The organism is Inmirania thermothiophila, assembly GCF_003751635.1.
Lineage (GTDB): Bacteria > Pseudomonadota > Gammaproteobacteria > DSM-100275 > DSM-100275 > Inmirania > Inmirania thermothiophila.
This window is the reverse complement of the sequence record NZ_RJVI01000001.1, coordinates 426,932-452,797: the sequence shown is the minus strand read 5'-3', so window position 1 is coordinate 452,797 and position 25,866 is coordinate 426,932. Positions and strand designations below refer to the sequence as shown.

Here is a 25,866-nt window from a genome sequence, read left to right as displayed (position 1 = left end):
CTCCGGGCGAACCCGGCAAGGGGGCGGGGCGGACGCCCCGCCCGGCTCAGGACTTCGGATACCCGAGACCGCGCAGGACCTCGGCGATCTCGTCGAGGATGGCCGGATCGTCGATGGTGGCCGGCATCTTCCACGGCACGCCGTCGGCGATCTTCTTCATGGTCCCGCGCAGGATCTTGCCCGAGCGCGTCTTGGGCAGGCGCTTGACGATGCCCACGAGCTTGAAGGCCGCCACCGGCCCGATGCGCTCGCGCACCATCCGGATCAGCTCCTGGCGCAGCGCCTCCTCCTCGACCTCGGCCCCCGCCTTGAGCACCACCAGCCCCAGCGGCAACTCGCCCTTGAGCTCGTCGGCGACGCCGAAGACGGCGCACTCGGCCACCGCCGGATGCGAGGCGAGCACCTCCTCCATCTGCCCGGTGGAGAGCCGATGGCCGGCGACGTTGATGACGTCGTCGATGCGGCTCATGATCCAGAGGTAGTCGTCCTCGTCCTTGTAGCCGGCGTCCCCCGTGAGGTAGTAGCCCGGGTAGCGGCTGAGATAGGCGTCGACGAAGCGCTGCTCGGCGTTCCACAGCGTGGGCAGCGTCCCCGGCGGCAGCGGCAGGCGGATGACGATGGCGCCGATCTGGTTGGGCCCGAGCTCGCCCCCCTCGTCGTCGAGCACGCGCACGTCGTAGCCGGGCACGGCGCGCGTGGGCGAGCCGGGCTTGACCGGCAGCGGCTCGATGCCGAGGCAGTTGGCGGCGATCGCCCAGCCGGTCTCGGTCTGCCACCAGTGATCGATGACCGGCACCCCGAGCTGCCGGCGGGCCCACTCCAGGGTGTCGGGGTCGCAGCGCTCGCCGGCGAGGAAGAGCGCGCGGAAGCCCGAGAGGTCGTGGCGGCGGATGTACTCGCCCTCGGGGTCCTCCTTCTTGATGGCGCGGAAGGCGGTGGGCGCGGTGAACATCACGCGCACGCCGTGCTCGGCGATGATGCGCCAGAAGGTGCCGGGGTCCGGCGTCCCCACCGGCTTGCCCTCGAAGACGATGGTGGTGTTGCCGTGCAGCAGCGGCCCGTAGACGATGTAGCTGTGGCCGACAACCCAGCCCACGTCGGAGGCGGCCCAGTACACCTCGCCGGGCTCGACGCCGTAGACGTGGCGCATGGACCAGTGCAGGGCCACGGCGTGGCCGCCGTTGTCGCGCACGATGCCCTTGGGCTGGCCGGTGGTGCCGGAGGTGTAGAGGATGTAGAGGGGATCGGTGGCCGCCACCGGCACGCACTCGGCCGGCTCCACCCCGGCCAGCGCCTCGTTCCACTCGATGTCGCGCCCGGCCACCAGCGGCGCCTCGGCCTGCGGGCGCTGGAGGATGATGCAGCGCTCGGGCTTGTGCCGCGCCTGCGCGATGGCGCCGTCCAGCATGGGCTTGTACTCGACGATGCGCCCGGGCTCGATGCCGCAGGAGGCCGAGACGATGAGCTTGGGCCTCGCGTCGTCGATGCGGGTGGCGAGCTCGTTGGCGGCGAAGCCGCCGAAGACCACCGAATGGATGGCGCCGATGCGGGCGCAGGCGAGCATGGCGATGACCGCCTCGGGCACCATCGGCATGTAGATGATGACCCGGTCGCCCTTCTCCACCCCCTGGGCGCGGAGGGCGCCCGCGAAGTGCGCCACCGCATCGCGCAGCTCGCGATAGGTGTAGCTGCGCTGCTGGCCGGTGACGGGGCTGTCGTAGATGAGCGCCTTCTGATCGGCGCGACCCCGCTCCACGTGCCGGTCGAGCGCATTGTAGCAGGTGTTGAGCTCGCCGCCCACGAACCAGCGGTAGAAGGGCTTGTTGCGGTCGTCGAGGACCCGCTCCCACGGCCGGGTCCAGTCGATGGCCTGCGCGGCCTCGGCCCAGAAGCCCTCGGGATCCTCCAGCGAGCGGCGGTAGATCTCGTCGTATCGGGACATGGCGCCTCCTCCCTCTCCCTCGTCGCCGGGCGGCTCGACCGGATTCTATGCCCGCCCCCGCGGCCCCAGAAGCTTATGCCAACGATAACCAGGGGAAATGCAAAACCCCGGGGCTCGCCCGAGGTGCGGTTATGGCCGCGTCAGCCGGCCTGCGCCCGCCACACCGCGAGGCCCTGGGCGTTGACGGTGATGTCGTGGGCGAGCAGGGCCAGGGCCTCCTCCGCGGGCAGGGGCACCTCCTCGGCCGCCAGCCGCTCGGCCATGGCCTCGCGCAGGCGCGCCTCGAGCCAGGCCTGCGCCGCATCCCCGGCGTGGGGGCAGGCGCGGGCGATGGCGACGTAGCGGTCGATCTCGGCATGGAGGGTGGCGAAGGCGCGCCCCACCGCGTCGATGCGGCCGAAATGGGTCAGCAGCAGCATGCGCGGACCGAGCGCCGCGAGCCGCTCGAGGGTCGCGTGCCAGGCCTCGGGGTCGAACTGGACCGGGGCGCTGGGGAGGTAGACGAACGGCCCCCGCGGCCCGTCCAGGGCGCGCAGCGACATCCCGCCGGTGTCGCCGGCGAAGAGACCGCCGGTGGCCTCGTCGAGGACGCAGAAGTGGTGACGGGCATGGCCCGGGGTGTCGAGGAAGCGCAGCGTCGCACCGCCGAGGGTCAGTTGGAAGCCGTCGCCCGCCTCGACCACCCGCTCCGCCGGCACCGCCACCACCTCGCCGTAGTCCCGCGCCATCGCCGCCTCGCCGTAGACCGCGGTGGCCCCGGCGACGAGGCGCGCGGGATCGATCAGGTGGCGCGCACCGCGCGGATGGACCACGAGCCGCGCCGCCGGCAGATGGGTCATGAGTGCACCCGCACCCCCGGCGTGGTCCAGGTGGACGTGGGTGACGATGACGTAGTCGACGCGGTCGCGCCCGAGGCCCAGGGCCTCGAGGGCGGCGAGGAGGCACGGCACGGCGTGGGTGGTGCCGGTCTCGACGAAGGCGGCGCGCCCGCCCCGCAGGAGCAGATAGGAGGCGGCGAGCCCCTCGCGGCCCAGGAAGCCGGTGTCGATGCAGTGGATGCCCTCGGCGACCTCGACGGGCGGGTGCGGCACGGCGGACCTCCGGTGCTCGGGGGGCCGATGCTGTCAGACCGCACCGGCGCGCGTCAACCGGCCGCATCCCCCGCCGGTGCGGCCTCCCGCTGCGCCCGCGCCTCGCGCCGCGCCTTGGCCTCCGCGGTGAGCGGGATCGTCGCCTCGCCGAAGAGGACCTGGCGCAGGAGCCGGTAGCCGAACTCCAACAGGGTCTCGTCCTCCCGCGCCAGCCGCTGGAGGAACACCGGGTCGAGATCGTAGGTGCGGCGGAAGCCCTCGCTGGCGACGAAGGCACGGAAGCGGTCGAGGTCGTAGCAGACCATGAAGAAGAAATCGTAGGTGCGCTTGGGCGGGCGTCCCAGGGCCGGTCCCGCCGAGCGCTTCTTGAGCAGGAGCCGGCGCCAGCCCCGGGCGAGGCGGTCGTAGGGCTCGAGCCCCTGCTCGGCGCGGTAGGCGTCGATGGCGAGCTCGCGCGGCTCCTGGTGGCCGTGGCAGTGCGCCTCCCGGACCAGCGCGTAATGGGCCTCGTCGCGCGCCTCGCCCGCCTTGCGCATGGACAGCAGCGCCAGCGGGTAGTAGCGGCAGGCCGTGGGCCGGTCCTCGTAGATGGTGCATCCCTCGTCCGCCATGAAGAGGCAGGCGGGGCGGTCGTCGCGGGTGCGCAGCTTCACCCCCGGCAGACCGTCGGCGTCCATCTCGTAGGGGAAGGTGAAGGTGGCCAGGAACTCGCCGGTGGTGAGGCCGAGCCGGCGGGCCATGCGGAGGATGTCGTAGGGGGTGAGGGCGAAGTCGATGTTGCTGCAGCAGGCGTTCCAGCAGTCGATGCCCTGGCGGCAGCGGAACTGCAGCCGGCTGTCGCCGCGCAGCTGGACCGGCACCACCGGGTTGTCGATGGCGCCCGTGCGCCGGATGTCGCTCATGGGTTCCCGCTCCTCGGGCCGTGGCAGGCCGGCCCGGTGACGCAAAAGGGGAAGGCCCGGACGGGGCCTGCGCCCCGCCCGGGCCGTCCCTGCCCGGTCAGCCCCGCCTCAGGCGGCCTTGCCGGGGCTGTTCCACTTCTCCACCAGGTCCACGTGCGGACGGGTGAAGACCTTCCACTCCTTGGTCTTCCGGTCGTAGGTGGAGTTGACGAAGACCTTCCAGTTCTCGTCGTCGATGAAGTTGTAGTCCATCCGGTAGTAGAAGCCGGGGTAGCGGCTCTCCTTCCGGAACTTGACGTGCTTGAGATGCGCCTCGGAGGTGAGGATGCGGTGGTAGTTCTCCCAGGCCCGCAGCAGCTCGTGCAGGTCCTTGGCCCGCATCTTGAGGGCGTCCTCCTTGAGCATCTCCAGCTTCTGCTCCGCCACCTCGAGCATCTTCTCGTTGGTGCGGTAGTAGGTGGCGACGCCGCCCACGTACTCGTCCATGATCTTCTGCAGCCGGAACTGCAGCATCTTGGGCGTGATGTAGTGGGGGTTGACGTCGATGGCGGTGGTGTAGTCCTTGTGCTCGAGGAAGTTGCGCACCGGCCGGTAGATCTCCTCCACCAGCTCCTCCACCGGGGTGTCGAGCTCCGGCTGCCAGTCGATGTTGTCGAGCACGAACTTCACCATGCCCTTGGCGGCGATGCGGCCCTCGGCGTGCGAGCCCGAGGAGAACTTGTGGCCCGAGGCGCCGACGCCGTCGCCCGCGGTGAACAGCCCCTTGACCGTGGTCATGGAGCGGTAGCCCCAGTGCCAGTCGTCAGGCGCACCCACGTCCTCCGGCCCCGAGACCCAGATGCCGCAGCAGCCCGAGTGCGAGCCGAGCAGGTAGGGCTCGGTGGGCATGAGCTCGGAGTTCTTCTTCTCCGGCTCGATGTTCTCGCCCGCCCACACGCCGGCCTGGCCGATGCACATGTCGAGGAAGTCCTCCCAGGCCTCGGCCTCGAGGTGCTTGATCTCCTTGGGCGTCATGGTCTCGGCGAGCTTGCCGAGCGCGGTCACGGTGTCCATGTAGATGGGACCGCGCCCCTCGAGCATCTCGTTGAGCATGACGTGGTTGCGCAGGCAGGTGGGCGTCACCTGGGCCTTGTTGTAGGGCGCATAGGCCTCGAGGAGCTGCTGGGCCTCGGGCTTGGACAGGTACTCCTCGCCGTAGGCGTTGATGGCCTTAGACTTGAAGAGCAGGAACCAGGCGCCCACCGGGCCGTAGCCGTCCTTGAAGCGGGCGGGGACGAAGCGGTTCTCCATCATGGTGAGCTCCGCCCCGGCCTCCGCCGCCATGGCGTAGGTGGAGCCGGCGTTCCAGACCGGGTACCAGGCGCGGCCCGTGCCCTCGCCCACCGAGCGCGGACGGAAGATGTTGACGGCGCCGCCGCAGACCAGCAGGCAGGCCTTGAACTTGTAGACGAAGACCTTGTGCTCGCGCACCGAGAAGCCCACCGCGCCGGCGACGCGGTTGGGGTCGTTCTTGTCGTTGACGAGCTTGACGATGAAGACGCGCTCCTGGATGCGCTCCATGCCGAGCGCCTTCTTCGCCGCCTCGGCCACGATCCACTTGTAGGACTCGCCGTTGATCATGATCTGCCAGCGCCCGGAGCGCACCGGCTTGCCGCCCTCGACGAGCTTCTTGCCCTCGTCGCCGGGCTGCTTCCAGATCGGCAGGCCCCACTCCTCGAACAGATGCACGGAGTCGTCCACGTGACGGCCGAGGTCGTAGGTGAGGTCGTCGCGCGTGATGCCCATGAGGTCGTTGGAGACCATGCGGGCGTAGTCGGCGGGGTCGTTCTCGCCGAGGTAGGTGTTGATGGCGGAGAGGCCCTGGGCCACCGCACCGGAGCGCGACAGCGCGGCCTTGTCCACCAGCTTGACCTTGAGCTCGCGGCCGATCTTCTCCTTGGCCGCCTCGATCCAGGGGCCGATCTCGTAGGCGGCGCCGCAGGCGGCCATGCCACCGCCGATGATGAGGATGTCGACCTCCTCCTGGACGATCTCGGGATTGCCGAAGGTACCCTCAGACATGGATGTCACCCTCTCGTCTTGTCCTTCCCTGCCGGCCGCGGCCGGCGCTGCGGGGCCTGCTCAGACCCGGATCAGCTGGCTGCGATCGCCGGGCTTGACCGGGCCGTCGGGGTTGTTGAAGAAGCCCGGCTGGTCGATGCGCGACAGATCCGCCTTGGGCTTGCCCGCATACGGCTCGATGGAGCCCTCGGGGGTGGTGCGGATGGGGAACTTGAAGCGCTTCATGGTGCCGTTGCGGAACTTGATGGTCCAGATGATGGAGTCCGAACCGCGCAGCGGCTGCACCGACGCACCCATGGGGACGATGTCGGCGTAGTGGCGGACCTCGATCGCCTGCTGGGGGCAGATCTTGACGCAGGAGTAGCACTCCCAGCACTGCTCCGGCTCCTGGTTGTAGGCCTTCATCGCCCAGCCGGTCTCCGAGCCGTCCTTGTCCAGGCGCATGAGGTCGTGGGGGCAGATGTACATGCAAGCGGTCTTGTCCTGACCCTTGCATCCGTCGCACTTGTCGGTACGGACGTAGGTTGGCATCGTCAGCGTCTCCGTTTGTGGTCACCTCGAGGTACACCCGCCCGGCCCTCGCGGGCCGGGCGCCGTCGGCCCTCAGCGGGCCGAGTGGCCGGTCAGCTTCACCTCCACGCGCTCGTGCTCGGCAAGCCCCTCGTAGTACTCGCGCAGGATCGCCAGGACCTCCGGGCGGCTGAAGTGATCCGGCACCGGCTGGCCCTCCGAGAGCATCTTGCGCAGCTTCGTGCCCGACAGCAGCAGGCGGTCCTCCTCGCCGTGCGGGCAGGTGCGCATCGAGGCCATCCCCTCGCAACGGTCGCACCAGAAGGTCCAGTCGATCTTGAGCGGCTTGGTCACCAGCGCATCGGCCGGGATCTCGTCGAAGATCTTGTGGGCGTCGAAGGGGCCGTAGTAGTCGCCGACCCCGGCGTGGTCGCGCCCGACGATGAGGTGCGAGCAGCCGTAGTTCTGGCGGAAGAGCGCATGCAGCAGGGCCTCGCGCGGACCGGCATACCGCATGTCCAGCGGGTAGCCCGCCTGCACCACGGTGTCCTTGACGAAGTAGTGCTCGATGAGCGCATCGATGGCGCGGGCCCGGACCTCGGCCGGGATGTCGCCGGGCTTGAGCTTGCCCAGCAGCGAGTGGATCAGCACGCCGTCGCAGACCTCGATGGCGATCTTCGCCAGGTACTCGTGCGAGCGGTGCATGGGGTTGCGGGTCTGGAAGGCGGCCACCGTGGTCCAGCCCTTGGCCTCGAACACCGCCCGCGTCTGCGCCGGGGTCTTGAAGAGCGCCCCGTACTTCTCCGGGAAGCCGCCGGTGGAGAGCACCCGCACGGGCCCGGCCAGGTTGACCTCGCCCTGCTCCATCACCATCTTCACGCCCGGGTGCTCGAGGTCGGTGGTCCGGAACACCGTCGCGCACTCGTGCGCCTTGTCGATGGTGTAGCGCTCGGTGACCGTCATGGTGGCGAGGATCTCGTCACGCTCGGGGTCGTAGAGGGCGACGTCCTGCCCCTCCTTGAGCCCGTCGGCGGTGTCCCGGTCCGTGGACAGCGTGATGGGGATGGGCCAGAAGAGGCCGTTGGCCATGCGCATCCCGTCGCACACCCCCTCCCAGTCGGCCCGGGTCATGAAGCCCTCGAGCGGCGTGAAGCCGCCGATGCCCATCATGATCAGGTCGCCGGCCTCGCGCGAACTCAGCGTCACCCGCGGCAGCGTCTCGGCGCGGCGGCGCTCCTCGGCGAGCGCCTCGCCCTCGAGGAGCAGCGGCTTGAGGGATCCCCCTCCATGCGGCGGCACCAGGCTCATCGCGTCTACCCCTCCCTCGGCCTCACCTCCCCGGGCAGGCCCCCGGGGGAACAAAACCTTAGGGGGGCGCCGGAATGGTGCCAAACAGGTATTTCCTCTGCCTGCATAAGGGGGTCTTATCCCCCTCCCAACAGCATCCGCAGGCCCACCACGACGAGGAAGGCGGCGAAGATGCGGCGCAGCCGCGCGGCCGGCCAACGGTGGGCGAGCGCCGCCCCCACGGGCGCCGCCGGCACGCTGGCGAGGGCGATCCCGGCGAGCGCCGGCAGGTGGACGTAGCCGAGGCTCCACGGGGGCAGCCCCGTCTCCCCCCAGCCGCCCCAGACGAACCCGGCCGCCCCGGCGGCGGCGATGGGCAGGCCGCAGGCGGCGGAGGTGGCGACCGCCTCGTGCACGGGCACGTTGCGCCAGACCAGGAACGGCACCGTGAGGCTGCCCCCGCCGATGCCGAGCAGCGCCGAGACGGCGCCGATGACCCCCCCGGCGGCGGCCAGCACGCCTCGCCCCGGCACCTGCCGCCGCCCGGCGGGGACCAGCTCGAGGGCGAGCTGCGCCGCCACCAGCAGGAGAAAGGCGCCGAAGATGCGGCGCAGCACCGCCCCCGCCAGGGCGTCGGCGAGCCCCGCCCCGGCGAGGGCGCCCGCCGCGATGGCCGGGGCCATGGCGGCGACAAGCTCCCGGCGCAGGGCGCCGCGACGATGGTGGGCCCGCACCGAGGAGAGCGAGGTGAGGAGGATGGTGGCGAGGGAGGTCCCCACCGCCATGTGCATGCTGAGCTCCGGCGCCACCCCCTGCGCCTCCAGCAGCACCAGCAGCGCCGGGACGATGACGATGCCGCCGCCGACCCCCAGCAGCCCGGCGAGGACCCCGGCGAGGGCGCCGGCGGCGAGATAGGCGAGAAGCGCGAGCGCCGTCATGGCGCCCGCAGTATAGCGGCTGCCGCCCCCCGCCGAAGGCCCCCCTCACCGCCCCGATTCCCGTACAATCGGCGCCGACCACCCCTTTCCGGAGGGCGACCATGAGGCCCATGCGCATCTGCATCCTGGGCGGCACCGGCTTCGTCGGCCGCCACCTGATCCCGCGCCTGCTGCGGGGGCGGCACCGGCTCGTCGTGCCCACCCGCCACCCCCACCGCCATCGCGACCTGCTGCCGCAGCCCGCGGGCAACGGCAACTACACCGAGCCGGTGCTGGAGCTGGTGGAGGCCGACGTCCACGACGAGGCGACCCTGACCCGGCTCCTCGCCGGCTGCGACGCCGCCGTCAACCTCGTCGGCATCCTCAACGACCCTGCGCGCGACGGCGCCGGCTTCCGCCGCGTCCACGTGGAGCTGCCGCGCAAGCTCGTCGCCGCCTGCCGCGCCGCGCAGGTGCCGCGCCTGCTGCACATGAGCGCACTCAACGCCGGCCGCGGCGAGAGCCGCTACCTGCGCACCAAGGGCGAGGGCGAGCGCGTCGTGCGCGAGGCCGAGGGGCTTGCCGTGACCGTCTTCCGCCCCTCGGTGATCTTCGGCCCCGACGACCGCTTCTTCAACCGCTTCGCCACCCTGCTGCGCCTCTCGCCCGGGGTCTTCCCCCTGGCCTGTCCGGAGGCGCGCCTCGCCCCGGTCTACGTGGGCGATGTCGCCCAGGCCTTCGTCACCGCCCTCGCCGAGGCGGAGACGGCGGGCGCGGCCTACGACCTCTGCGGCCCGCGCACCTACACCCTGCGCGAGCTGGTGCGCTTCACCGCCCGGACCCTCGGCGTGCGCCGGCTGATCCTGGGCCTGCCCGACGCCCTCTCGCGGCTCCAGGCACGCATCCTCGAGCGCCTGCCGGGCCAGCCCTTCACCTACGACAACTACCTCTCGCTCCAGGTCGCGAGTACCTGCGAGGGGCCGTGGCCGGCGATCCTCGGCGGCCCGCCGGCGAGCGTCGAGGCGGTGGTGCCCGCCTACCTCGCCCGGCGCACCTGGCGGGGGCGGCTCTCGGACTTCCGCCGCCTCGCCCGCCGCTGAGGGCGGCCGCGGCGCGGTGGAGGTCTATCTCGTCGGCGGCGCGGTCCGGGACCAGCTCCTGGGCCGGCCGGTGCGGGAGCGCGACTGGGTGGTGGTGGGGGCGACGCCGGAGGAGATGATCCGGCGCGGCTTCCGCCCCGTGGGCCGCGACTTCCCGGTCTTCCTCCACCCCGAGACCGGCGAGGAGTACGCCCTCGCGCGCACCGAGCGCAAGACCGCCCCCGGCTACCGCGGCTTCGCCGTGCACGCCGCCCCGGACGTGACCCTGGAGGAGGACCTGGCGCGGCGCGACCTCACCATCAACGCCATGGCCCGAGACGCCGCCGGGCGCATCATCGACCCCTACGGCGGCCGGCGCGACCTCGAGGCGCGCATCCTGCGCCACGTCTCGCCCGCGTTCGTGGAGGACCCGGTGCGCATCCTCCGCGTGGCCCGCTTCCTCGCCCGCTACGCGCCCCTCGGCTTCCGCATCGCCGACGAGACCCTGGCCCTCATGCGCGAGATGGTGGCGCGGGGCGAGGTGGATGCGCTGGTGCCGGAGCGGGTCTGGGCGGAGCTCGCGAAGGCGCTCGCCGAGCCGGCGCCGCAGGCCTTCCTGCAGGCCCTGCGCGCCTGCGGCGCGCTCGCCCGCATCCTCCCCGAGGTGGACCGCCTCTACGGCGTGCCCCAGCCCCCCGAGCACCACCCGGAGGTGGACTGCGGTCTCCACACGGAGCTGGTGCTGGCGCAGGCGGCGCGCCTCAGCGACGACCCCCGGGTGCGCTTCGCCGCCCTGGTGCACGACCTCGGCAAGGGCACCACCCCGCCCGCGCGCTGGCCCGCCCACCACGGCCACGAGGTGCGCGGCGCCCGCCTCGTGGAACGGCTCTGCACCCGCCTGCGCGCCCCCCGCGAGTACCGCGACGAGGGCATGCTCGCCGCGCGCCTGCACGGGCGCTGCCACGACGCGCCGGCGCTGCGCCCGGCGACCCTCCTCGACACCCTCGAGCGGCTCGACGCCCTGCGCCGCCCGGAGCGCCTCGAGCGCTTCGTCCTCGCCTGCGAGGCCGACGCCCGCGGCCGCACCGGCCTCGAGGACCGTCCCTACCCCCAGGCGGACTACCTGCGCGGGGCGCGCGAGGCGGCGGCCGCGGTCTCCCCGCACCCCCTCCTCGCGCGCGGCCTGCGCGGCCCGGAGCTGGGCGCAGCGCTGCGGCTGGCGCGCCTGCGCGCGCTCGCCGCCTACCGCCGCACCGCCCGCTGAGCCGCGGCGAGCCGCCCCTCGAGGCCCGCCAGCACGCGGTCGAGCCCCAGCGCCGCGCCCGCCCAGGCCAGCGCCACCCCGCCGGCGTCGGCGGCGAGATCACCCCACTCGGCCGCGCGCGCCCCGCCGAGGCCCTGCAGCAGCTCCAGGACGGCGCCCAGGGCGACGAAGACCGCCGCCAGCCCGGCCCGGCACCGCCGCGGGTGCAGCTGCACGTGCCAGCCCATGAGCGCGGCGTAGGCGAGGAGATGGCCCAGCTTGTCGTTGCCCGCCGCCACCGGTTCGGGCGTCAGCGACAGCCACACCACCAGCGCCACCAGGCCCCAGCCCGCCGCCCGCCACAGCGCGCGCAGGCCGGCCGGGGTCATGCGAACACCGCCAGCAGCACCCCGCCCAGGGCGAGGCGGTAGAGGACGAAGGGCATCATCCCCGCGCGCTCGATCCAGGCCATGAAGATACGGATGCAGAGATAGGCGCTGGCCGCGGAAAGCCCCGCCCCGGCGAGCAGCGCACCCCACGGCACCGGATCGCCGGACTGCGCGAGCTCCAGCGTCTTGAGCCCGCCCGCGAGCACGATCACCGGGATGGAGAGGAGGAAGGAGTAGCGCGCCGCCGCCTCGCGGGAGAGCCCCAGGGCGAGCCCCGCGGTGATGGTGATGCCCGAGCGCGAGGTGCCGGGAACGAGGGCGAGGGCCTGGGCGCAGCCCACCACCGCCACGTCCCGCCAGGTCAGCCGCCCCTCGTCGCGCGCGCCGCCGCCGCGCCGGTCGGCCCAGCCCAGCAGGAGCCCGAAGCCGACGGTGGCGAGCGCGATCACCAGCGGCGAGCGCAGCCGCGTCTCCACCAGGTCCCCGAAGACGAGCCCGGCAAGCCCCACCGGCACCGTGCCGAGGATCACCGCCCACGCGAGCCGCCCCTCGGCCGTGAGCCCCTCCCCGCGCAGCGAGCTCCACCACCCCGCCAGCAGGGGCCGCAGGCGGTCGCGGAAGTAGGCGAGCACAGCCGCCAGCGTGCCCACGTGCACGGCGACGTCGAAGGCGAGCCCCTGGTCGGGCCAGCCGGTCAGGACCGGCACCAGGATGAGATGGGCGGAGCTGGAGATGGGCAGGAACTCGGTGAAGCCCTGCAGCAGCGCCAGGACCGCGACCTGCAGCGGCTCCATCAGCGCCGCTCCGCCACCAGCCGGACGAAGCGCCCCCCGCGCAGCAGCACCCGCTCGAGGACGGCGAAGCCCGTGCGCTGCAGCAGGTACTCCAGGTCCTCCACCGTGTAGCGGTTGTGCTCCACGAAGTGGACGAAGATGTCGGCGAGCTCCGCCGCCGGCGTCGCCGGGTCGAAGGCCGCCGGCAGATGCCCCTCCTCCTCCAGGTAGCGCCGCAGCGGCACCCGCACCCACTCCAGCACCATCAGCCGCCCGCCGCGCCGCAGGCACCGGGCCGTCTCCTGCAGCGCCCGCACCGGCTGGTTCATCTCGTGCAGGACCACCGAGGCCAGAGCGGCATCGACGCTGCCGTCGGCGAGGGGGAGGTGGGGGTCGTGCAGGTCCTCCCGCGCCATCTCGCAGCCGCCGGGCAGCTCGCCCGCGGCGTCGAGCATGTAGGGGGCGCACTCGACGCCGATGGCCCGCGCCCCCGGGTAGCGCTCCACCAGGGCGCGCAGGAACAGCCCCGGCCCGCTGCCGAGATCCAGCACCGTGGGTGGGTCCGAAAGGACCGGCTCCATCCAGCGCGCCCACTCGGCCCAGAAGGCCTCGTCGTAGCGCTGCGCAAAGTGCGCCTTCATGAGCTCGGCGAAGCGCCGCCCGTCGCGGTGGTGGCGCGCAAGCAGCGCCCGGGTCTCCTCGATGCCTCCCGACATGCCTCCGCCTCCCGTCACAGCCGCCCGCGCAGGTCGCGCAGGGCGAAGCCGCCCAGCGGCCCCTCGATCCCGCGGGCAAGCGCCATCACCTTGAACGCCTCCCCCATCTCCGACGGCATCACCAGGCGCTTGACCTCGGCCGCCCGCCGCGCCCGGGTCAGCGCGTCGGCGGCCTCGGCGGCAAGCTCGGCCAGCCCCGTGGCGAGCAGGAACTGCGCCTGGGTGGTGTAGCCCGCGACCTCCAGCCCCGCCGCCACCGCCGCCTCGGCCACCGCGGTGAAGTCCACGTGGGCGGTGATGTCCTGGATCCCCGGCAGCAGGAAGGGATCGTCATGGGCGCGATGGCGGTAGTGGCAGCGCAGGGTGCCGTCGGCGCGCTCGGGATGATAGTACTCGCAGCGCGGATAGCCATAGTCGACGAGCAGCACCACCCCCGCCTCCAGGATCTCGCCGAGGGCCGCCACCCAGCCGGCAAGCTGCGGGTTGCGCTCGGAGCGGTAGCCCGCAGGCAGCCGCCCGCAGGCGGCCTCGATCCCCGCCACCGCCGCCGCCAGATCCTCCGCGGGCGGCAGCGCCGTCCACGCGAAGCCCTCGCCGCGGCGGCGCACGCCGAGCTCCACCACGCCCTCGGCGGTGCGCTCGAAGCGCTCCACGGGCATGGCGTCGAGGACCTCGTTGGCGATCACCACGCCGCGGAAGCCCGCCTCGGGCAGCCCCCGCGCCCAGACGATGCGCTCCCGCCAGGCCGGCAGCGCGGCGGCGAGATGGGCGCGCTGGCGCGCCGCGAGCTCGCCGCTGACCTCGAGGATGCGGTAGCGCGCAGGCGCCGCGCCGAGCCGCTCCAGCGCCGCCAGCAGCCCCGCCGCGAGCCGCCCGCTGCCGGCACCGAGCTCGAGCACCTCGCCGCCGCCGAGCCGCTCCAGCACCTCCGCCACCTGCCGCGCGAGGCACGCGGCGAAGAGCGGCGAGACCTCCGGCGCGGTGACGAAGTCCCCCCCGGGCCCCAGCTTCTCCGTGCCCGCCATGTAGTAGCCGAGGCCCGGCGCATAGAGGGCGAGCTCCATGTAGCGGCGGAACGGGATGGCACCGCCGGCGGCCTCGATCTCGACCGCGATGCGCTCGCGCACCCGCGCGCTGTGCGCCGCCGCCTCCGGCGACGGCGGCGGAAGCTCGAGCCGTGTCGACGCCCCCATGTCGCCCTCCTGCCCCTTCTGCTACAGTGCAGCGCCAGCCATGGACACCGCCGCACCCGTCGCCCTCGTCACCGGCGCCGCCCACCGCATCGGCGCCTGCATCGCCCGCACCCTCCATGGTGCCGGCTATCGCGTCCTCCTGCACCACCACCGCTCGGCGGCGGCCGCCGCGGCGCTGGCGGCGGAGCTTGCCGCCGCGCGGCCCGACAGCGCGCGCACCGCACGGGCGGACCTGCTCGAGACCGCGCGCCTGCCCGCCCTCGTGGAGGGGGCGTTGGCGCACTGGGGCCGCCTGGACCTGCTGGTCAACAACGCCTCGGCCTTCTTCCCCACCCCGGTGGGCAGCGTCACCGAGGCCGACTGGGAGAGGCTCCTCGGCACCAACCTCAAGGCCCCCTTCTTCGTCGCCCAGGCCGCCGCCCCCCACCTCGCCGCCGCCGGCGGCAGCATCGTCAACATCGTCGACATCCACGCCGAGCGCCCCCTCGCCGGCCACCCCGTCTACAGCATCGCCAAGGCCGGCCTCGCCGCGCTCACGCGGGCGCTGGCGCGGGAGCTGGGCCCGGCGGTGCGCGTCAACGGCGTCGCCCCCGGCGCCATCCTCTGGCCCGAGCAGGGCGTCGACCCCGAGCGCATGCGCCTGCTCCTCGCCCGCACCCCGCTGGGACGCACCGGCAGCCCCGAGGACGTGGCCCGCGCCGTCCTCTTCCTCGCCCGCGACGCCCCCTACGTCAGCGGCCAGATCCTCGCCGTCGACGGCGGCCGTTCGGTCGTGGACTAGGGCGCGGGGCCGAGGCGGCGGATGGCGCCCCCCGGGTGCGCGGCCCAGAGCTCGGCGAGGGTACGCCCGAGCACGGGGTGGCGCAGACCCGGGGCGAGCTCCGCCATGGGCGCGAGCATGAAGGCGTGCTCGACGAGCTCCGGCCGCGGCACGGGCCGGCCCGCCACCTCGCCCACCAGGTCGCCGTAGAGGAGCAGGTCGAGATCGAGGGTGCGGGGGCCGAAGCGGGGCCCGCGCCGGTCGCGCCCGTTGGCGTCCTCGATGGCGGCGAGCGCCGCCACCACCGCCTCCGGCGGCTCGTCGGTCCCGAAGCCCACCGCGAGGTTGTGGAAGGGGGCGCCGGCGAAGCCGACGGCCTCGGTCTCGTAGAGCGAGGACGTCTCCAGCGCGCCGAAGCGCCGGCGCAGCGCCGCCAGCGCCGAGGGCACGTGGCGCTGCGGCTCGACGTTGCTGCCGAGACCGACGTAGACGCGCACCGTCACCCGCGCACGCCCCGCTCGATCATGACGCCGACGTCGCGGGCGCCGCGGATGGCGCCCGGCTTGTGCACGCTGACGCGCACCCAGGGCACCCCGAACTCCTCGCGGACGATACGGGCGATGCCCTCGGCCAGGCTCTCCACGAGGCGGAAGCTGCTGCCCTCGACGAAGGCGATGATGCGCTTGGCCACGGCCTTGTAGTCGAGGGCGTCGGCGATGTCGTCGCTCGCCGCGGCGCGGGCGACGTCCGCCGCCATGTCGAGATCGACGCTCACCACCTGGCGGATGCGACGCTCCCAGTCGAAGATGCCGATGACGGTCTCGATGCGCAGGTCGCGCAGGTAGACGATGTCCATGGACGGGCCTCCGCTCGCCTCCGGGGGCGGACCGTAGCGCGGCCGCGCCCCGGGGGCAACCTGCCTTGCGCCCCCCACCGGCGCGGACGGATACTATCGCGCCATGGACGGACCCTCCTATCTCACCGGCCAGTTCCTCATCGCCATGCCCGCCCTGGCCGACCCCAACTTCGCCCGCACCGTGACCTACGTCTGCGAGCACAACGCCGACGGCGCCATGGGGATCGTGGTCAACCGCCCCCTGGAGCTGACCCTGGGCGAGCTGCTGGACCATCTGGAGATCCCCTGCACGGATGCGGCCCTGCGCGCACGGCCGGTCTTCTACGGCGGGCCGGTGCAGCGCGAGCGGGGCTTCGTGCTCCACCGCCCGGCGGGCGAGTGGGAGGCCTCGCTGCGCATCGGCGACGACCTCGGCCTGACCACCTCCCGCGACATCCTCGCCGCCCTCGCCGAGGGCAGGGGTCCGGAGCAGGCGCTGGTGGCCCTCGGCTACGCCGGGTGGGCCGCGGGCCAGCTCGAGCAGGAGATGGCGGCCAACGCCTGGCTGAGCGCGCCGGGCGACCGCGGCATCCTCTTCGATCTCGCCCCGGAGCGGCGCTGGGAGGCGGCGGCGGCCCTCGTGGGGGTCGACCTCAACAACCTCTCCGGCGAGGTGGGGCACGCGTGAGCCGTCCGCGGACGGTGCTCGGCTTCGACTACGGCCGGCGCCGCATCGGCGTCGCCGTGGGCCAGGAGCTGACCGGCACCGCCCGGGCGCTGGGCGTGGTGCCGGCGCGCCGCGGCGAGCCCGACTGGGAGCGGATCCGGCGGCTGGTGGCGCAGTGGCGCCCGGACCTCCTGGTGGTGGGCTGTCCCCGCCACATGGACGGGAGCGAGCACGAGATGACGCGGGCGGCGCGGCGCTTCGCACGCCGGCTGGGGGGGCGCTGCCGCCTGCCGGTGGCGGAAGTGGACGAGCGGCTCACCAGCGCCGAGGCCGAGGCGCTGGGGGGGGCGGAGCCGGTGGATGCGATCGCGGCCCGCCTCATCGTCGAGAGCTGGCTGCGCGGCGACGGGGCGGGCGGTGGCGGCTGAGGACGGCATCGAGGCCGCTCTGGCGCGCATGGCCGAGGCGCTGCGGGCGCGCCTCGCCGCCGACGCCGTGGCGCGCCCCCTCATGGTGGGGATCCACACCGGCGGGGTGTGGGTGGCGGAGCGGCTGCGCCGCCTCCTCGGCCTCGACACGCCGCTGGGAACGCTGGACATCTCCTTCTACCGCGACGACTTCACCCGCATCGGCATCAACCCCCAGGTGCGCCCCTCGCGGCTGCCCTTCGCCGTGGACGACGCCTACCTGATCCTGGTGGACGACGTCCTCCACACCGGGCGCACCGTGCGCGCCGCCCTCAACGAGCTCTTCGACTACGGCCGCCCGGCCGCGGTGCGCCTGGCGGTGCTGGTGGAGCGCGACGGGCGCGAGCTGCCGATCCAGCCCGACGTGGTGGGGCGCCACATGGCCCTGGCGCCGCACCAGCACGTCAAGCTCACGGGGCCCGAGCCCCTCGCGCTGACGGTGCAGGAGGGCTGAGGCGGTGGCCGAGGCGCTGCAGCTGGACGGGCGGGGCCGGCTGCGCCATTTCCTCACCACCGAGGGGCTGCCGCGCGCGGTCCTCGAGGAGATCCTCGACACCGCCGAGTCCTTCCTCGAGGTCACCGGCCGCGAGGTCAAGAAGGTGCCGCTGCTGCGCGGCAAGACCGTGGCCAACCTCTTCTTCGAGCCCAGCACGCGCACCCGCACCACCTTCGAGCTCGCGGCCAAGCGGCTCTCGGCCGACGTGCTCAACATCAGCGCCGCCACCTCCTCGGCGACCAAGGGCGAGACCCTGCTCGACACCGTGCGCAACCTCGAGGCCATGCACTGCGACATGTTCGTGGTCCGGCACGCCGCCAGCGGCGCGGCGCACTTCATCGCCCGCCACGTCGCCCCCCACGTCGCCGTCATCAACGGCGGCGACGGCCGCCACGCCCACCCCACCCAGGCGATGCTCGACGCCTTCACCATCCGCCGCGTCAAGGGCCGCATCGAGGGCCTCACCATCGCCATCGTCGGCGACATCCTGCACTCGCGGGTGGCGCGGTCGCAGATCCACGCCCTGCGCACCCTCGGCGCCGGGGAGGTGCGCGTGGTGGCGCCGGGGACGCTGCTGCCGGCGGCGGCCGCCGAGGCCCTCGGCGTGCGCCCGTGCCGCCACCTCGACGAGGGCCTCGAGGGGGCCGACGTGGTCATCATGCTGCGGCTGCAGCGCGAGCGCATGCGCGGGGCGCTCCTGCCCAGCGCCCACGAGTACTTCCAGACCTACGGCCTGACCGAGGCGCGCCTCGCGCGGGCCCGGCCCGACGCCATCGTCATGCATCCGGGCCCCATCAACCGCGGCGTGGAGATCGAGTCGGCGGTGGCCGACGGGCCGCGCTCGGTGATCCTCAGGCAGGTCACCCACGGCATCGCCGTGCGCATGGCGGTGATGTCCATGGTCCTCGGCCGCGGCGCGGAGGAGGGGGGCTGAGATGCGGCTCACGATCCGCGGCGCGCGCCTCGTCGACCCCGCAGGCGGCCTCGACACGGTTGCCGATCTCCACGTCGCCGACGGCCGCATCGCCGCCCTCGGCCCCGCCCCGGCGGGCTTCGTCCCCGAGCGGGTGATCGAGGCCGCGGGCCTCGTCGCCTGCCCCGGCCTCGTGGACCTCGCGGCGCGGCTGCGCGAGCCGGGCCAGGAGCACAAGGCCACCATCGCCTCCGAGACCCGGGCCGCGGCGGCGGGTGGGATCACCACCCTGTGCTGCCCGCCGGACACCGAGCCCGTGATCGACACCCCGGCGGTGGCGGAGCTCATCCAGCGCCACGCGCGGGCGGCGGGCTTCGCCCGCGTGCTGCCCATCGGCGCCGTCACCCAGGGACTCGCCGGCGCCCAGCTGAGCGAGATGGCGGCGCTGCGCGAGGCCGGATGCGTCGCCGTCGGCGACGGGCTCGAGCCCCTCGGCGACCCCCTGCTCCTGCGCCGGGCCATGGCCTACGCCGCCACCTTCGACCTGCCCCTGCACCTGCGCCCGGAGGATCCGGCGCTGCGCGACGGCGGCATCGCCCACGAGGGCCGGGTGGCGACCCGCCTCGGCCTGCCCGGGATCCCGCCCTCGGCCGAGACCGTGGCCATCGCCCGGGCCCTGGCGCTGGCCGAGGAGACCGGCGCGCGGGTCCACTTCTGCCGCCTCTCCACCGCCCGCGGGGTGGCGCTGGTGCGCCGCGCCAAGGCCGAGGGGCTGGCGGTGACCGCCGATGTGAGCGCCCACCAGCTCCACCTCACCGAGGACGACCTCGAGGGCTTCGACCCCCAGTGCCACCTGCGGCCGCCGCTGCGCGAGGGCGCCGACCGCGAGGCCCTGCGCGCGGGGCTCGCCGACGGCACCCTGGACGCCGTCTGCTCCGACCACCAGCCCCACGAGGCCGACGCCAAGCTCGCCCCCTTCGGCGAGACCGAGCCCGGGATCTCGGCCCTGGAGACCCTGCTCCCCCTGACCCTGGCCCTGGTCGCCGACGGGGTCTGCGACCTCGCCACCGCCCTCGCCCGCCTCACCGCCGGCCCCGCCGCGGTGCTGGGGCTTGCGCCGCCGCGCCTCGCCCCCGGCGCCGTCGCCGACGTGTGCCTGTTCGACCCCGACGCGGCATGGACGGTGGAGGCGGCCACCCTGCGCAGCCGCGGCCGCAACAGCCCCTTCCTCGGCCGCACCCTGCGCGGCCGGGTGCGCTGGACCCTGCTCGAGGGGCGGATCGTGCACGAGGAGCCGGCGCCGTGAGCACGGCCGCCATCCACGTCGAGGATGCCCGCATCCTCGCCGCCGAGGCCCTGCCCGCGGATCAGCATCTGCTGCGCCTCGAGGCCCCGCGCATCGCCGCCGGCGCCGAGCCTGGCCAGTTCGTGCACGTGCGCTGCGACGAGGCCCTGCCCATGCGCCGCCCCCTCTCGATCCTGCGCGCCGACCGCCTGCGGGGCACGGTGGAACTGCTGTTCAAGGTGGTGGGCCGGGGCACGCGCCTTCTCGCCCGCCGCCGCCAGGGCGAGACGCTGAACCTCCTCGGCCCCATCGGCCGCCCGTTCCGTCCCGTGGCGGGGCGGCCGCGGGCCCTGCTCCTCGGCGGCGGCGTCGGCATCCCGCCCATGATCTTCCTCGCCGAGCGGATGGCGGCGGCGCGCAGCCACCGGCCGCTGCTGCTCGCAGGCTCCGAGGTGCCCTTTCCCTTCCCGCCCCGCCCCTCGCAGATGCTCATCGAGGGCATCCCGACCGGGGTCATCGCCACCTTCGGCTGGCTCGAGGACCGCGGCGTACCCTGCCGGCTCGCCAGCAACGCGGGCCTGCCCGGCTGCTTCCAAGGGCACGTGACGGGGCTTGCCGAGCGCTGGCTCGAGGCCCTGGCGCCGCAGGCCCTCGCCGAGGTCGCGGTCTACGCCTGCGGCCCGCCGGCCATGCTCGCGGCGACCGCGGCGCTCGCCCGCCGCCTCGGCCTGCCCTGCCAGGTCTCGCTGGAGGAGCACATGGCCTGCGGCGTCGGCGGCTGCGCCGGCTGCACCGTGCCGGTGCGCACGCCGAGCGGACCGGCCATGCGCCGGGTCTGCGTCGACGGCCCCGTCTTCGACGCCGCCGACGTCCTCTGGGCCGGCACGCCCTAGCCGGAGCGCGGCGGCCCCTGCACCCGGGCCTCGATCTCGGCGAGGCGCCGCGCGCAGTCCTCCGCGCCGGCACCGGCGAGGCCCGCGACCAGCTCGCGCACGCGGCGGTGCCGGGCCCGCTCGGCGGCGAGCCACACCTGCGCCAGCTCCAGCGCCTCGTGCCCGCCACCGGCCGGGCGCGGCCGCAGGTCGAGATCGCCCGCCGCCGCGAGCAGCCGGCACAGCGGGCGGCGCAGGGCCGCGACGCGCCGCTCCCAGACCGCGGCGGCGGCGAGGAGGACCGCGGCGTTGGCGGCCACGAACCCCGCCGCCGCACGGGCGATCTCGGCCAGGAACAGGGGCGCCACCGGTCCCGGAGGCGGGTGGGCGCGGAAGGCCAGCGCCTCGGCGAGCCCGCCCAGGCGGGCGCGAAGCCACAGCAGGAAGGCCGCCACGAGGACCGCCTCGAGCGCCGCCAGGACGAGGATCAGCCGCCGCTGCAGGGCGACGCCGAGGTAGCGCCGCCGACGCCGCTCCGCGCCTGCCGGGGTCGTCACAGGTCGTGGCACTGGTAGCAGAGCTCCCCGTTGTCGTAGCGCCGCACGAGGGCGCCGTGGCGGGCCTCGTAGGCGCGATGGCAGGAGAGGCAGCTCAGGCGCCCGCCCGGGAGCAGCATCTCGCGCGGCAACAGCGCCGCCGGGCGGTAGCCGCCGTACGCCTCGGCGTCGGCGTAGCGCACCCCGATGGGATGGTTGAGGGCCCGCTCGGGATGGCGGAGGACGCCGCGGACGTCGATCCGGACCTCCTTCAGGCCGAGCTTGTCCGCGTGGCAGCCCAGGCACTGCGCGGAGTAGCGGTCGATGCGCCCGGCGGGGGGGCCGTCGTCGGCCAGATGCCCCGAGACCATGAGGGCCGTGCCGCCCTCCGGCATCGCGTCGAAGAAGGCCTGCTCGTGGCAGCTGAGGCAGAACCCGCGCCCGCGGCGCTCCCCGCGCAGCTTGCCCGGCCCCGCGGCGTGCACGTCGTGGCAGGTGCTGCAGGTCAGCTCCCCCTTCCAGTCCGTGGGATAGGCCGCCGGCAGCGGCCGCACCGGGCGCACCCCGGTGGGATGGCTGGCGCGCAGGGCGGCGGCGTGGCAACCGCCGCAGAGCCGCTCCTCCGAGGCGACGAGGAAGCGCGCCGTCTCCGGACGCGTGCGCGGGCCGGCGAGGTGGCAGCCCGCGCACACGGTGTCGGGGTGGGTCGGCGCCGCCGCGCCCTCGGGCCGCGACGCCAGCAGCACCGCCGCCAGCAGCACCACCGGCGCCGCCCAGACCAGGGGCACGGGCCGCCGCTCAGACCTCCACACGGCGGACGAGCTCCCTCAGGGCCTCGATCCGGGGCCCGGCGTCCTCACCCCGGGCGAGGGCCTCGCGCGCCCGCCGCGCCTCCTCGGCCACCGCCGCGGCGTGGCCCTCAAGGGCGGCGCTGGCCCGCTCCAGCAGCCGCGCCTCCCGGCGCAGGCGGTCGCCGCGGCGCACCGGGACCGGCGGCACCGGGCCGGCCTCCAGCAGGCGCTCGAAATTACGGGCGATGCGGTAGAGCGGCCCGACGACGCGGAAGGAGGCGTAGAGCGCCGCCGCCCCCGCGGCGAGGGCGCCGAGTCCCAGCGCGAGCCCGGCCGCGAGCAGCAGCGCAAGATCGAGGCCGCGGCGCAGGGCAAGGGCGCCGCGCACCAGGGTCTCGTAGCCGCCCGCGGTGCCGGCCGCGGCCAGCCACACCGCGGCGGCGAGGAAGGCGAGAACGACCGTGCCGGCCACCAGCGCCGCCAGCGCGAAGCGGATCAGGTCCCTTGCCGCACCTTCCCTGGTCACGGTGGCCGGATGCTCCCCCCTCACCCGTGACGCCGATCCTAGCGCCTTGCGCCGCCTCGACGCAAAGCCTCCTCAGGCCTGCAGGATCCGCCCCTCCCGCAGCCGCCGCGCCAGCTCCTCGGGCGGTCCGGACCAGCCGGTGAGCTCGCCCTGGATCTCGTCCACACGGAGCTGGAGCAGCTTGAGCCACTGCGCCTTGGTGGCGACCCCCTCGGCGACGGTGCGCAGCCCCAGCGCGCGGGCCAGCGCCGCGGTGGCGCCGACGATGGCGGCATCCTCCTCGCTCCCCGGCAGGCCGCGCACGAAGGCCTGGTCGATCTTGAGCGCGCTCAGGGGGAAGCGGCGCAGATAGGCCATGGAGGAGTAGCCGGTGCCGAAGTCGTCGACGGCGACATGGACGCCGAGCTCGCGCAGCGCCCCGAGGGTGCGCGCGGCGCGGTCGGTGTCGGCCATGAGCGCGCTCTCGGTGAGCTCGAGCTCCAGGTAGTGCGGCTCCATCCCGGTCTCGTCGAGGATGCGCTCGACCAGCTCGGCGAGGTCGCCGGCCGCGAACTGGCGCGCCGAGAGGTTGACCGCCACCCGCACCGGCGGCAGCCCCTCGACGCGCCAGCGGTAGGCCTGGCGGCAGGCCTCGCGCAGCACCCATTCGCCCAGGGGCACGACGAGCCCGCTCTCCTCGGCCACGGGGATGAACTCCCCGGGCGGAATCAGGCCCCGCTCCGGGTGGCGCCAGCGCACCAGGGCCTCGGCGCCCACGATGGCGCCGTCGGAGAGGTCCACCTGCGGCTGGTAGTGCAGCAGCAGCTCCCCGCGCTCGAGGGCCTTGCGCAGCGCGCCCTCCAGGTCCAGCCGCCGCCGCGCCTGCTCCTCGAGGGCGATGGCGAAGAAATGGTAGCGGCCGCCGCCGGCGGAGGCGGCCTCGTACATGGCGGCATCGGCGTGCTGCAGCAGCGAGTCCGGGTCCTCGGCGTCCTCCGGCGCGACGGCGATGCCGATGCTGGCCCGCAGGAAGAGCTGCCGCCCCTCGACGGTGACCGGCTCGGCGAGGGCGTCCAGCAGGCACTGGGCGAGGCGCGCGGCGTCGTCGGCCTGGTCGATGCCCCGGGCGAGCACGGCGAAGGTGTCGCCGGCGTGCCGGGCGAGGGTGTCGTCGGCGCGGATGCAGCGCGCGAAGCGGCGCGCCACGGCCTTGAGGACGAGGTCGCCGGCGGCGTGGCCGAGGGTGTCGTTGATGTCCTTGAAGCGGTCCAGGTCCACGAACAGCAGCGCCAGCCGCTCCCCGGCGCGGCGGGCGTGCGCCAGGGCCTGCTGGATGCGGTCGCGCAGCAGGGCGCGGTTGGGCAGCCCCGTGAGCGGGTCGTGCTGGGCCAGGTAGGCCGCCTGCTCCTCCGCCGCCTTGACGCGGCTGAGGTCGGAGAAGATGCCGATGTAGCCCGTGATCTCGCCGTCGGCCTCCCGCACCGCGGTGATGTTGAGCCACTCGGGATAGAACTCGCCGCTCTTGCGCCGGTTCCAGATCTCGCCCTGCCACTGCCCCTGCTCGGCCAGCTCCCGCCACATGGCCTCGTAGAAGGCCGGCTCGTGCCGGCCCGAGGAGAGGATGCGGGTGTTCTCGCCGATCACCTCCTCGGGGGCGTAGCCGGTCAGCCGCGTGAACGCGGGGTTGACCGCGAGGATCGCGCCGGTGCGGTCGGTGACGACGATCCCCTCGCTGGTCTTCTCGAAGGCGATGCGGGCGTACTCGAGCTCGCGAAGCGCCCGCCGGCGCTCCCCCTCGGCCCGCCGCGCCTCCTCCCGCGCCGCCGCCAGGTCGGCCTCGAGGCCCGCGATGCGCGCCTCGGCCTCGGCGAGCCGGGTCTCGCGCCGGACGAGCCGCGCCGCCAGCGCGAGCGCCCCGCGGCGCACGTACCACGTGATCCCCGCCCAGAGCAGGAGCAGCGCCAGCGCCGTCCCCGCCGCCAGGGCCCACTGCACCCGCCGCACCTGGGCGAAGAGAGGGCCGATGTCGGTGTAGAGCTCGACCACGCCGTGGACGCGCCCCCCATCGTCCCGCTCCGCCACCGGCACGTAGGTCTCGAGCAGGTCCTGCTGCTCCACCACCCGGTCGTGGACGTTGAAGTGGCCGCGCCGCTCGATGGCCCAGTGCACCTGCCCGCCGAGGGCGGAACGCACCCCCGGGTTGCGCGCCTGGTCCTCACCCACCTCGTAGGGCCGGGTCGAGAACACCGTCCGCCCCTGCCCGTCGTAGAGCTTGGCGCGCACCACGCGCCCGCCGCCCGCGGCCTCGAGGAGCTCGCGCAGGTCCTCCTGGAGGGGATGGCGGGCGAGCTCGACCGCGGTCATGGCGGCGCTGGCGTCGAGCAGCCCGTCGTAGTGGTGGTGCAGCACGGAGACCAGGCTGCGCGCGAGGCTCTCGGCGTGGCGGCGCTCCTGCAACACCAGGGCCTCGACGACGTAGAAACGGTACAGGGCGGCGAGCCCGGCCCCGACCGCCAGCGCCGCGGCCAGCGCGAACAAGGCGAAGCGTCGGGTGAGCAGGAAGCCCAGGCGGGTCTCGTCGGGGGCCTTGGAGGTCGCCTCTCTCATCACGCGAATTATAGCAATAACCTGATCGTTGACGCGACCAAATTTGATACGAAACCCGCCCGCCCCTGCGCCCGGGGAACCTTCCCCGCCGTTAGCACTCGAAGGCGGTGAGTGCTAAACTCAAGGTGCCCGCGAGACACGGACACCGACGCAGGGGGAGGAATGCACCATGACGCTGCCGATCGAGGCACGCCTGACGCTGCCGGCGCCGGTCAGCAACCTCGACGCCTACATCGAGGCCGTCAACCGCATCCCGGTGCTGGACGCCGAGGAGGAGCGGCAGCTCGCGCGGGCCTGGCGCGAGCGGCGCGACCTCGAGGCGGCCCGGCGCCTGGTGCTCGCGCACCTTCGCTTCGTGGTCTACATCGCCCGCGGCTACCTCGGCTACGGGCTGCCCCTCGGCGACCTCATCCAGGAGGGCAACATCGGCCTCATGAAGGCGGTCAAGCGCTTCGACCCCGCCATGGGGGTGCGCCTGGTCTCCTTCGCCGTGCACTGGATCCGGGCGGAGATCCACGAGTTCATCCTGCGCAACTGGCGCATCGTCAAGGTCGCCACCACCAAGGCCCAGCGCAAGCTCTTCTTCAACCTGCGCCGGGCGAAGCAGCGCCTGGGCTGGCTCAGCCGCGACGAGGCCCGGCGCATCGCCGCCGACCTCGGCGTGCCGGAGGCCGAGGTGGTGGAGATGGAGCGCCGCCTCGCCGCCCACGACGTCCCCTTCGACGCCGGCCCCGAGGACGACGACGAGGGCCACCGGCCTGCCCCCGTCGCCTACCTCGAGGACCGCGGCGCCGACCCCGCCGAGCAGGTGGCGCAGGCGGAGTGGGAGGCGCACAGCCGCGCCCGCCTGCACGCGGCGCTGGCGGCGCTCGATCCGCGCAGCCGCGACATCGTCACGCGCCGCTGGCTGGCCGAGCCGAAGGCGACCCTGCAGGAGCTGGCGGCCGAGTACGGGATCTCCATCGAGCGCGTGCGCCAGATCGAGAACGCCGCGATCCGCAAGATGCGCATGCAGCTCGCCGCCTGAGC

27 protein-coding genes are annotated in these 25,866 nt (G+C 74.2%); 10 read left to right on the top strand and 17 right to left on the bottom strand.

The genetic code is table 11. The features are described from left to right. Positions 1-46: 46 nt before the first annotated feature. The 7 genes from EDC57_RS02145 to EDC57_RS02115 form a co-directional block, all read right to left on the bottom strand. The gene (locus EDC57_RS02145; protein ID WP_123399793.1) at positions 47-1,942 is read right to left on the bottom strand and encodes a propionyl-CoA synthetase; all 1,896 of its coding nucleotides are present in this window, start codon (positions 1,940-1,942) and stop codon (positions 47-49) included. Positions 1,943-2,082: 140 nt separating this feature from the next. Next, positions 2,083-3,033 (bottom strand): MBL fold metallo-hydrolase, encoded by a 951-nt coding sequence (locus EDC57_RS02140; protein WP_211331854.1) that lies wholly within the window; start codon positions 3,031-3,033, stop codon positions 2,083-2,085. Positions 3,034-3,086: 53 nt separating this feature from the next. Beyond that, entirely contained in the window at positions 3,087-3,935 is an 849-nt protein-coding gene (locus EDC57_RS02135; RefSeq protein WP_123399791.1) for a YkgJ family cysteine cluster protein, read from the bottom strand. A gap of 108 nt (positions 3,936-4,043) precedes the next feature. Beyond that, positions 4,044-5,996: an adenylyl-sulfate reductase subunit alpha gene (gene aprA / locus EDC57_RS02130; protein ID WP_123399789.1), complete on the bottom strand. Its 1,953-nt coding sequence runs from the start codon at positions 5,994-5,996 to the stop codon at positions 4,044-4,046. A gap of 60 nt (positions 5,997-6,056) precedes the next feature. Continuing rightward, positions 6,057-6,527 carry an adenylyl-sulfate reductase subunit beta gene (gene aprB / locus EDC57_RS02125; RefSeq protein ID WP_123399786.1) on the bottom strand — a complete coding sequence of 157 codons (471 nt, stop codon included), beginning with the start codon at positions 6,525-6,527 and terminating at the stop codon, positions 6,057-6,059. A gap of 72 nt (positions 6,528-6,599) precedes the next feature. After that, on the bottom strand, positions 6,600-7,814 hold the full coding sequence (sat, locus tag EDC57_RS02120) for a sulfate adenylyltransferase (protein WP_123399783.1): 1,215 nt from the start codon (positions 7,812-7,814) through the stop codon (positions 6,600-6,602). A 116-nt stretch (positions 7,815-7,930) separates the two neighbouring features. Continuing rightward, on the bottom strand, positions 7,931-8,731 hold the full coding sequence (locus EDC57_RS02115) for a sulfite exporter TauE/SafE family protein (protein WP_123399782.1): 801 nt from the start codon (positions 8,729-8,731) through the stop codon (positions 7,931-7,933). 101 nt (positions 8,732-8,832) lie between these two features. On the opposite strand from EDC57_RS02115, the gene EDC57_RS02110 reads away from it, so the two are divergent. Continuing rightward, the gene (locus tag EDC57_RS02110) at positions 8,833-9,810 is read left to right on the top strand and encodes a complex I NDUFA9 subunit family protein (protein WP_123399780.1); all 978 of its coding nucleotides are present in this window, start codon (positions 8,833-8,835) and stop codon (positions 9,808-9,810) included. 16 nt (positions 9,811-9,826) lie between these two features. Then, positions 9,827-11,053: a multifunctional CCA addition/repair protein gene (locus EDC57_RS02105; RefSeq protein WP_123399778.1), complete on the top strand. Its 1,227-nt coding sequence runs from the start codon at positions 9,827-9,829 to the stop codon at positions 11,051-11,053. Here the strand turns inward: EDC57_RS02105 and EDC57_RS02100 are convergent. The 4 genes from EDC57_RS02100 to EDC57_RS02085 are packed head-to-tail and all read right to left on the bottom strand — an operon-like array spanning position 11,032 to position 14,103. Further along, positions 11,032-11,421: a VanZ family protein gene (locus EDC57_RS02100; RefSeq protein ID WP_123399776.1), complete on the bottom strand. Its 390-nt coding sequence runs from the start codon at positions 11,419-11,421 to the stop codon at positions 11,032-11,034. The two genes, EDC57_RS02105 and EDC57_RS02100, sit on opposite strands and share 22 nt — an antisense overlap. Beyond that, the gene (locus tag EDC57_RS02095; protein WP_123399774.1) at positions 11,418-12,215 is read right to left on the bottom strand and encodes an undecaprenyl-diphosphate phosphatase; all 798 of its coding nucleotides are present in this window, start codon (positions 12,213-12,215) and stop codon (positions 11,418-11,420) included. Before EDC57_RS02095 ends, EDC57_RS02100 begins: the two co-directional genes overlap by 4 nt. After that, on the bottom strand, positions 12,215-12,910 hold the full coding sequence (locus EDC57_RS02090; RefSeq protein WP_123399773.1) for a class I SAM-dependent methyltransferase: 696 nt from the start codon (positions 12,908-12,910) through the stop codon (positions 12,215-12,217). The genes EDC57_RS02095 and EDC57_RS02090 overlap by 1 nt, the downstream gene beginning before the upstream one ends. A 14-nt stretch (positions 12,911-12,924) precedes the next feature. Next, on the bottom strand, positions 12,925-14,103 hold the full coding sequence (locus EDC57_RS02085) for a class I SAM-dependent methyltransferase (protein ID WP_123399771.1): 1,179 nt from the start codon (positions 14,101-14,103) through the stop codon (positions 12,925-12,927). Between the two features lie 40 nt (positions 14,104-14,143). On the opposite strand from EDC57_RS02085, the gene EDC57_RS02080 reads away from it, so the two are divergent. Further along, positions 14,144-14,884, top strand: coding sequence for a pteridine reductase (locus EDC57_RS02080; RefSeq protein ID WP_123399769.1), 741 nt, complete (start codon positions 14,144-14,146; stop codon positions 14,882-14,884). On the opposite strand, the gene folK is transcribed toward EDC57_RS02080, so the two are convergent. Both folK and folB read right to left on the bottom strand, forming a co-directional pair. Further along, positions 14,881-15,366 (bottom strand): 2-amino-4-hydroxy-6-hydroxymethyldihydropteridine diphosphokinase, encoded by a 486-nt coding sequence (folK, locus tag EDC57_RS02075; RefSeq protein ID WP_123399767.1) that lies wholly within the window; start codon positions 15,364-15,366, stop codon positions 14,881-14,883. The two genes, EDC57_RS02080 and folK, sit on opposite strands and share 4 nt — an antisense overlap. After that, a complete protein-coding gene (gene folB / locus EDC57_RS02070) occupies positions 15,363-15,719 on the bottom strand; it encodes a dihydroneopterin aldolase (protein ID WP_123399765.1) in 357 nt (118 codons plus the stop codon). Before folB ends, folK begins: the two co-directional genes overlap by 4 nt. 103 nt (positions 15,720-15,822) lie before the next feature. On the opposite strand from folB, the gene EDC57_RS02065 reads away from it, so the two are divergent. The 6 genes from EDC57_RS02065 to EDC57_RS02040 are packed head-to-tail and all read left to right on the top strand — an operon-like array spanning position 15,823 to position 20,419. Further along, positions 15,823-16,386 carry a YqgE/AlgH family protein gene (locus tag EDC57_RS02065; RefSeq protein ID WP_123399763.1) on the top strand — a complete coding sequence of 188 codons (564 nt, stop codon included), beginning with the start codon at positions 15,823-15,825 and terminating at the stop codon, positions 16,384-16,386. Beyond that, entirely contained in the window at positions 16,383-16,793 is a 411-nt protein-coding gene (ruvX, locus tag EDC57_RS02060) for a Holliday junction resolvase RuvX (protein WP_123399761.1), read from the top strand. The genes EDC57_RS02065 and ruvX overlap by 4 nt, the downstream gene beginning before the upstream one ends. Further along, on the top strand, positions 16,783-17,286 hold the full coding sequence (gene pyrR, locus EDC57_RS02055; RefSeq protein WP_425454781.1) for a bifunctional pyr operon transcriptional regulator/uracil phosphoribosyltransferase PyrR: 504 nt from the start codon (positions 16,783-16,785) through the stop codon (positions 17,284-17,286). The genes ruvX and pyrR overlap by 11 nt, the downstream gene beginning before the upstream one ends. Before the next feature lie 4 nt (positions 17,287-17,290). Next, positions 17,291-18,262: an aspartate carbamoyltransferase catalytic subunit gene (locus tag EDC57_RS02050; protein WP_123399757.1), complete on the top strand. Its 972-nt coding sequence runs from the start codon at positions 17,291-17,293 to the stop codon at positions 18,260-18,262. A gap of 1 nt (position 18,263) precedes the next feature. After that, a complete protein-coding gene (locus EDC57_RS02045; RefSeq protein ID WP_123399755.1) occupies positions 18,264-19,547 on the top strand; it encodes a dihydroorotase in 1,284 nt (427 codons plus the stop codon). After that, positions 19,544-20,419, top strand: coding sequence for a dihydroorotate dehydrogenase electron transfer subunit (locus EDC57_RS02040; protein ID WP_123399753.1), 876 nt, complete (start codon positions 19,544-19,546; stop codon positions 20,417-20,419). The genes EDC57_RS02045 and EDC57_RS02040 overlap by 4 nt, the downstream gene beginning before the upstream one ends. Here EDC57_RS02040 and EDC57_RS02035 read toward each other — a convergent pair. From EDC57_RS02035 to EDC57_RS13260, 4 genes are all read right to left on the bottom strand, one after another. Then, on the bottom strand, positions 20,416-20,967 hold the full coding sequence (locus tag EDC57_RS02035) for a hypothetical protein (RefSeq protein ID WP_148051418.1): 552 nt from the start codon (positions 20,965-20,967) through the stop codon (positions 20,416-20,418). The two genes, EDC57_RS02040 and EDC57_RS02035, sit on opposite strands and share 4 nt — an antisense overlap. Then, the gene (locus tag EDC57_RS02030; protein ID WP_123399749.1) at positions 20,952-21,746 is read right to left on the bottom strand and encodes a cytochrome c3 family protein; all 795 of its coding nucleotides are present in this window, start codon (positions 21,744-21,746) and stop codon (positions 20,952-20,954) included. Before EDC57_RS02030 ends, EDC57_RS02035 begins: the two co-directional genes overlap by 16 nt. Then, the gene (locus tag EDC57_RS02025) at positions 21,733-22,251 is read right to left on the bottom strand and encodes a hypothetical protein (protein ID WP_148051417.1); all 519 of its coding nucleotides are present in this window, start codon (positions 22,249-22,251) and stop codon (positions 21,733-21,735) included. The genes EDC57_RS02030 and EDC57_RS02025 overlap by 14 nt, the downstream gene beginning before the upstream one ends. A gap of 72 nt (positions 22,252-22,323) precedes the next feature. After that, entirely contained in the window at positions 22,324-24,837 is a 2,514-nt protein-coding gene (locus EDC57_RS13260; protein WP_123399745.1) for a bifunctional diguanylate cyclase/phosphodiesterase, read from the bottom strand. Between the two features lie 169 nt (positions 24,838-25,006). On the opposite strand from EDC57_RS13260, the gene rpoH reads away from it, so the two are divergent. Further along, a complete protein-coding gene (gene rpoH, locus EDC57_RS02015) occupies positions 25,007-25,864 on the top strand; it encodes an RNA polymerase sigma factor RpoH (RefSeq protein WP_123399743.1) in 858 nt (285 codons plus the stop codon). Positions 25,865-25,866 lie beyond the last annotated feature (2 nt).

Bases quoted from the DNA above. Each gene is read 5' to 3' on its own strand.
- EDC57_RS02145 (WP_123399793.1), bottom strand. From the start codon at position 1,942: ATGTCCCGATACGACGAGATCTACCGCCGCTCGCTGGAGGATCCCGAG.
- EDC57_RS02135 (WP_123399791.1), bottom strand. From the start codon at position 3,935: ATGAGCGACATCCGGCGCACGGGCGCCATCGACAACCCGGTGGTGCCG.
- aprA (WP_123399789.1), bottom strand. From the start codon at position 5,996: ATGTCTGAGGGTACCTTCGGCAATCCCGAGATCGTCCAGGAGGAGGTC.
- aprB (WP_123399786.1), bottom strand. From the start codon at position 6,527: ATGCCAACCTACGTCCGTACCGACAAGTGCGACGGATGCAAGGGTCAG.
- sat (WP_123399783.1), bottom strand. From the start codon at position 7,814: ATGAGCCTGGTGCCGCCGCATGGAGGGGGATCCCTCAAGCCGCTGCTC.
- EDC57_RS02115 (WP_123399782.1), bottom strand. From the start codon at position 8,731: ATGACGGCGCTCGCGCTTCTCGCCTATCTCGCCGCCGGCGCCCTCGCC.
- EDC57_RS02110 (WP_123399780.1), top strand. From the start codon at position 8,833: ATGAGGCCCATGCGCATCTGCATCCTGGGCGGCACCGGCTTCGTCGGC.
- EDC57_RS02100 (WP_123399776.1), bottom strand. From the start codon at position 11,421: ATGACCCCGGCCGGCCTGCGCGCGCTGTGGCGGGCGGCGGGCTGGGGC.
- EDC57_RS02095 (WP_123399774.1), bottom strand. From the start codon at position 12,215: ATGGAGCCGCTGCAGGTCGCGGTCCTGGCGCTGCTGCAGGGCTTCACC.
- EDC57_RS02090 (WP_123399773.1), bottom strand. From the start codon at position 12,910: ATGTCGGGAGGCATCGAGGAGACCCGGGCGCTGCTTGCGCGCCACCAC.
- EDC57_RS02085 (WP_123399771.1), bottom strand. From the start codon at position 14,103: ATGGGGGCGTCGACACGGCTCGAGCTTCCGCCGCCGTCGCCGGAGGCG.
- EDC57_RS02080 (WP_123399769.1), top strand. From the start codon at position 14,144: ATGGACACCGCCGCACCCGTCGCCCTCGTCACCGGCGCCGCCCACCGC.
- folB (WP_123399765.1), bottom strand. From the start codon at position 15,719: ATGGACATCGTCTACCTGCGCGACCTGCGCATCGAGACCGTCATCGGC.
- EDC57_RS02065 (WP_123399763.1), top strand. From the start codon at position 15,823: ATGGACGGACCCTCCTATCTCACCGGCCAGTTCCTCATCGCCATGCCC.
- EDC57_RS02045 (WP_123399755.1), top strand. From the start codon at position 18,264: ATGCGGCTCACGATCCGCGGCGCGCGCCTCGTCGACCCCGCAGGCGGC.
- EDC57_RS13260 (WP_123399745.1), bottom strand. From the start codon at position 24,837: ATGAGAGAGGCGACCTCCAAGGCCCCCGACGAGACCCGCCTGGGCTTC.
- rpoH (WP_123399743.1), top strand. From the start codon at position 25,007: ATGACGCTGCCGATCGAGGCACGCCTGACGCTGCCGGCGCCGGTCAGC.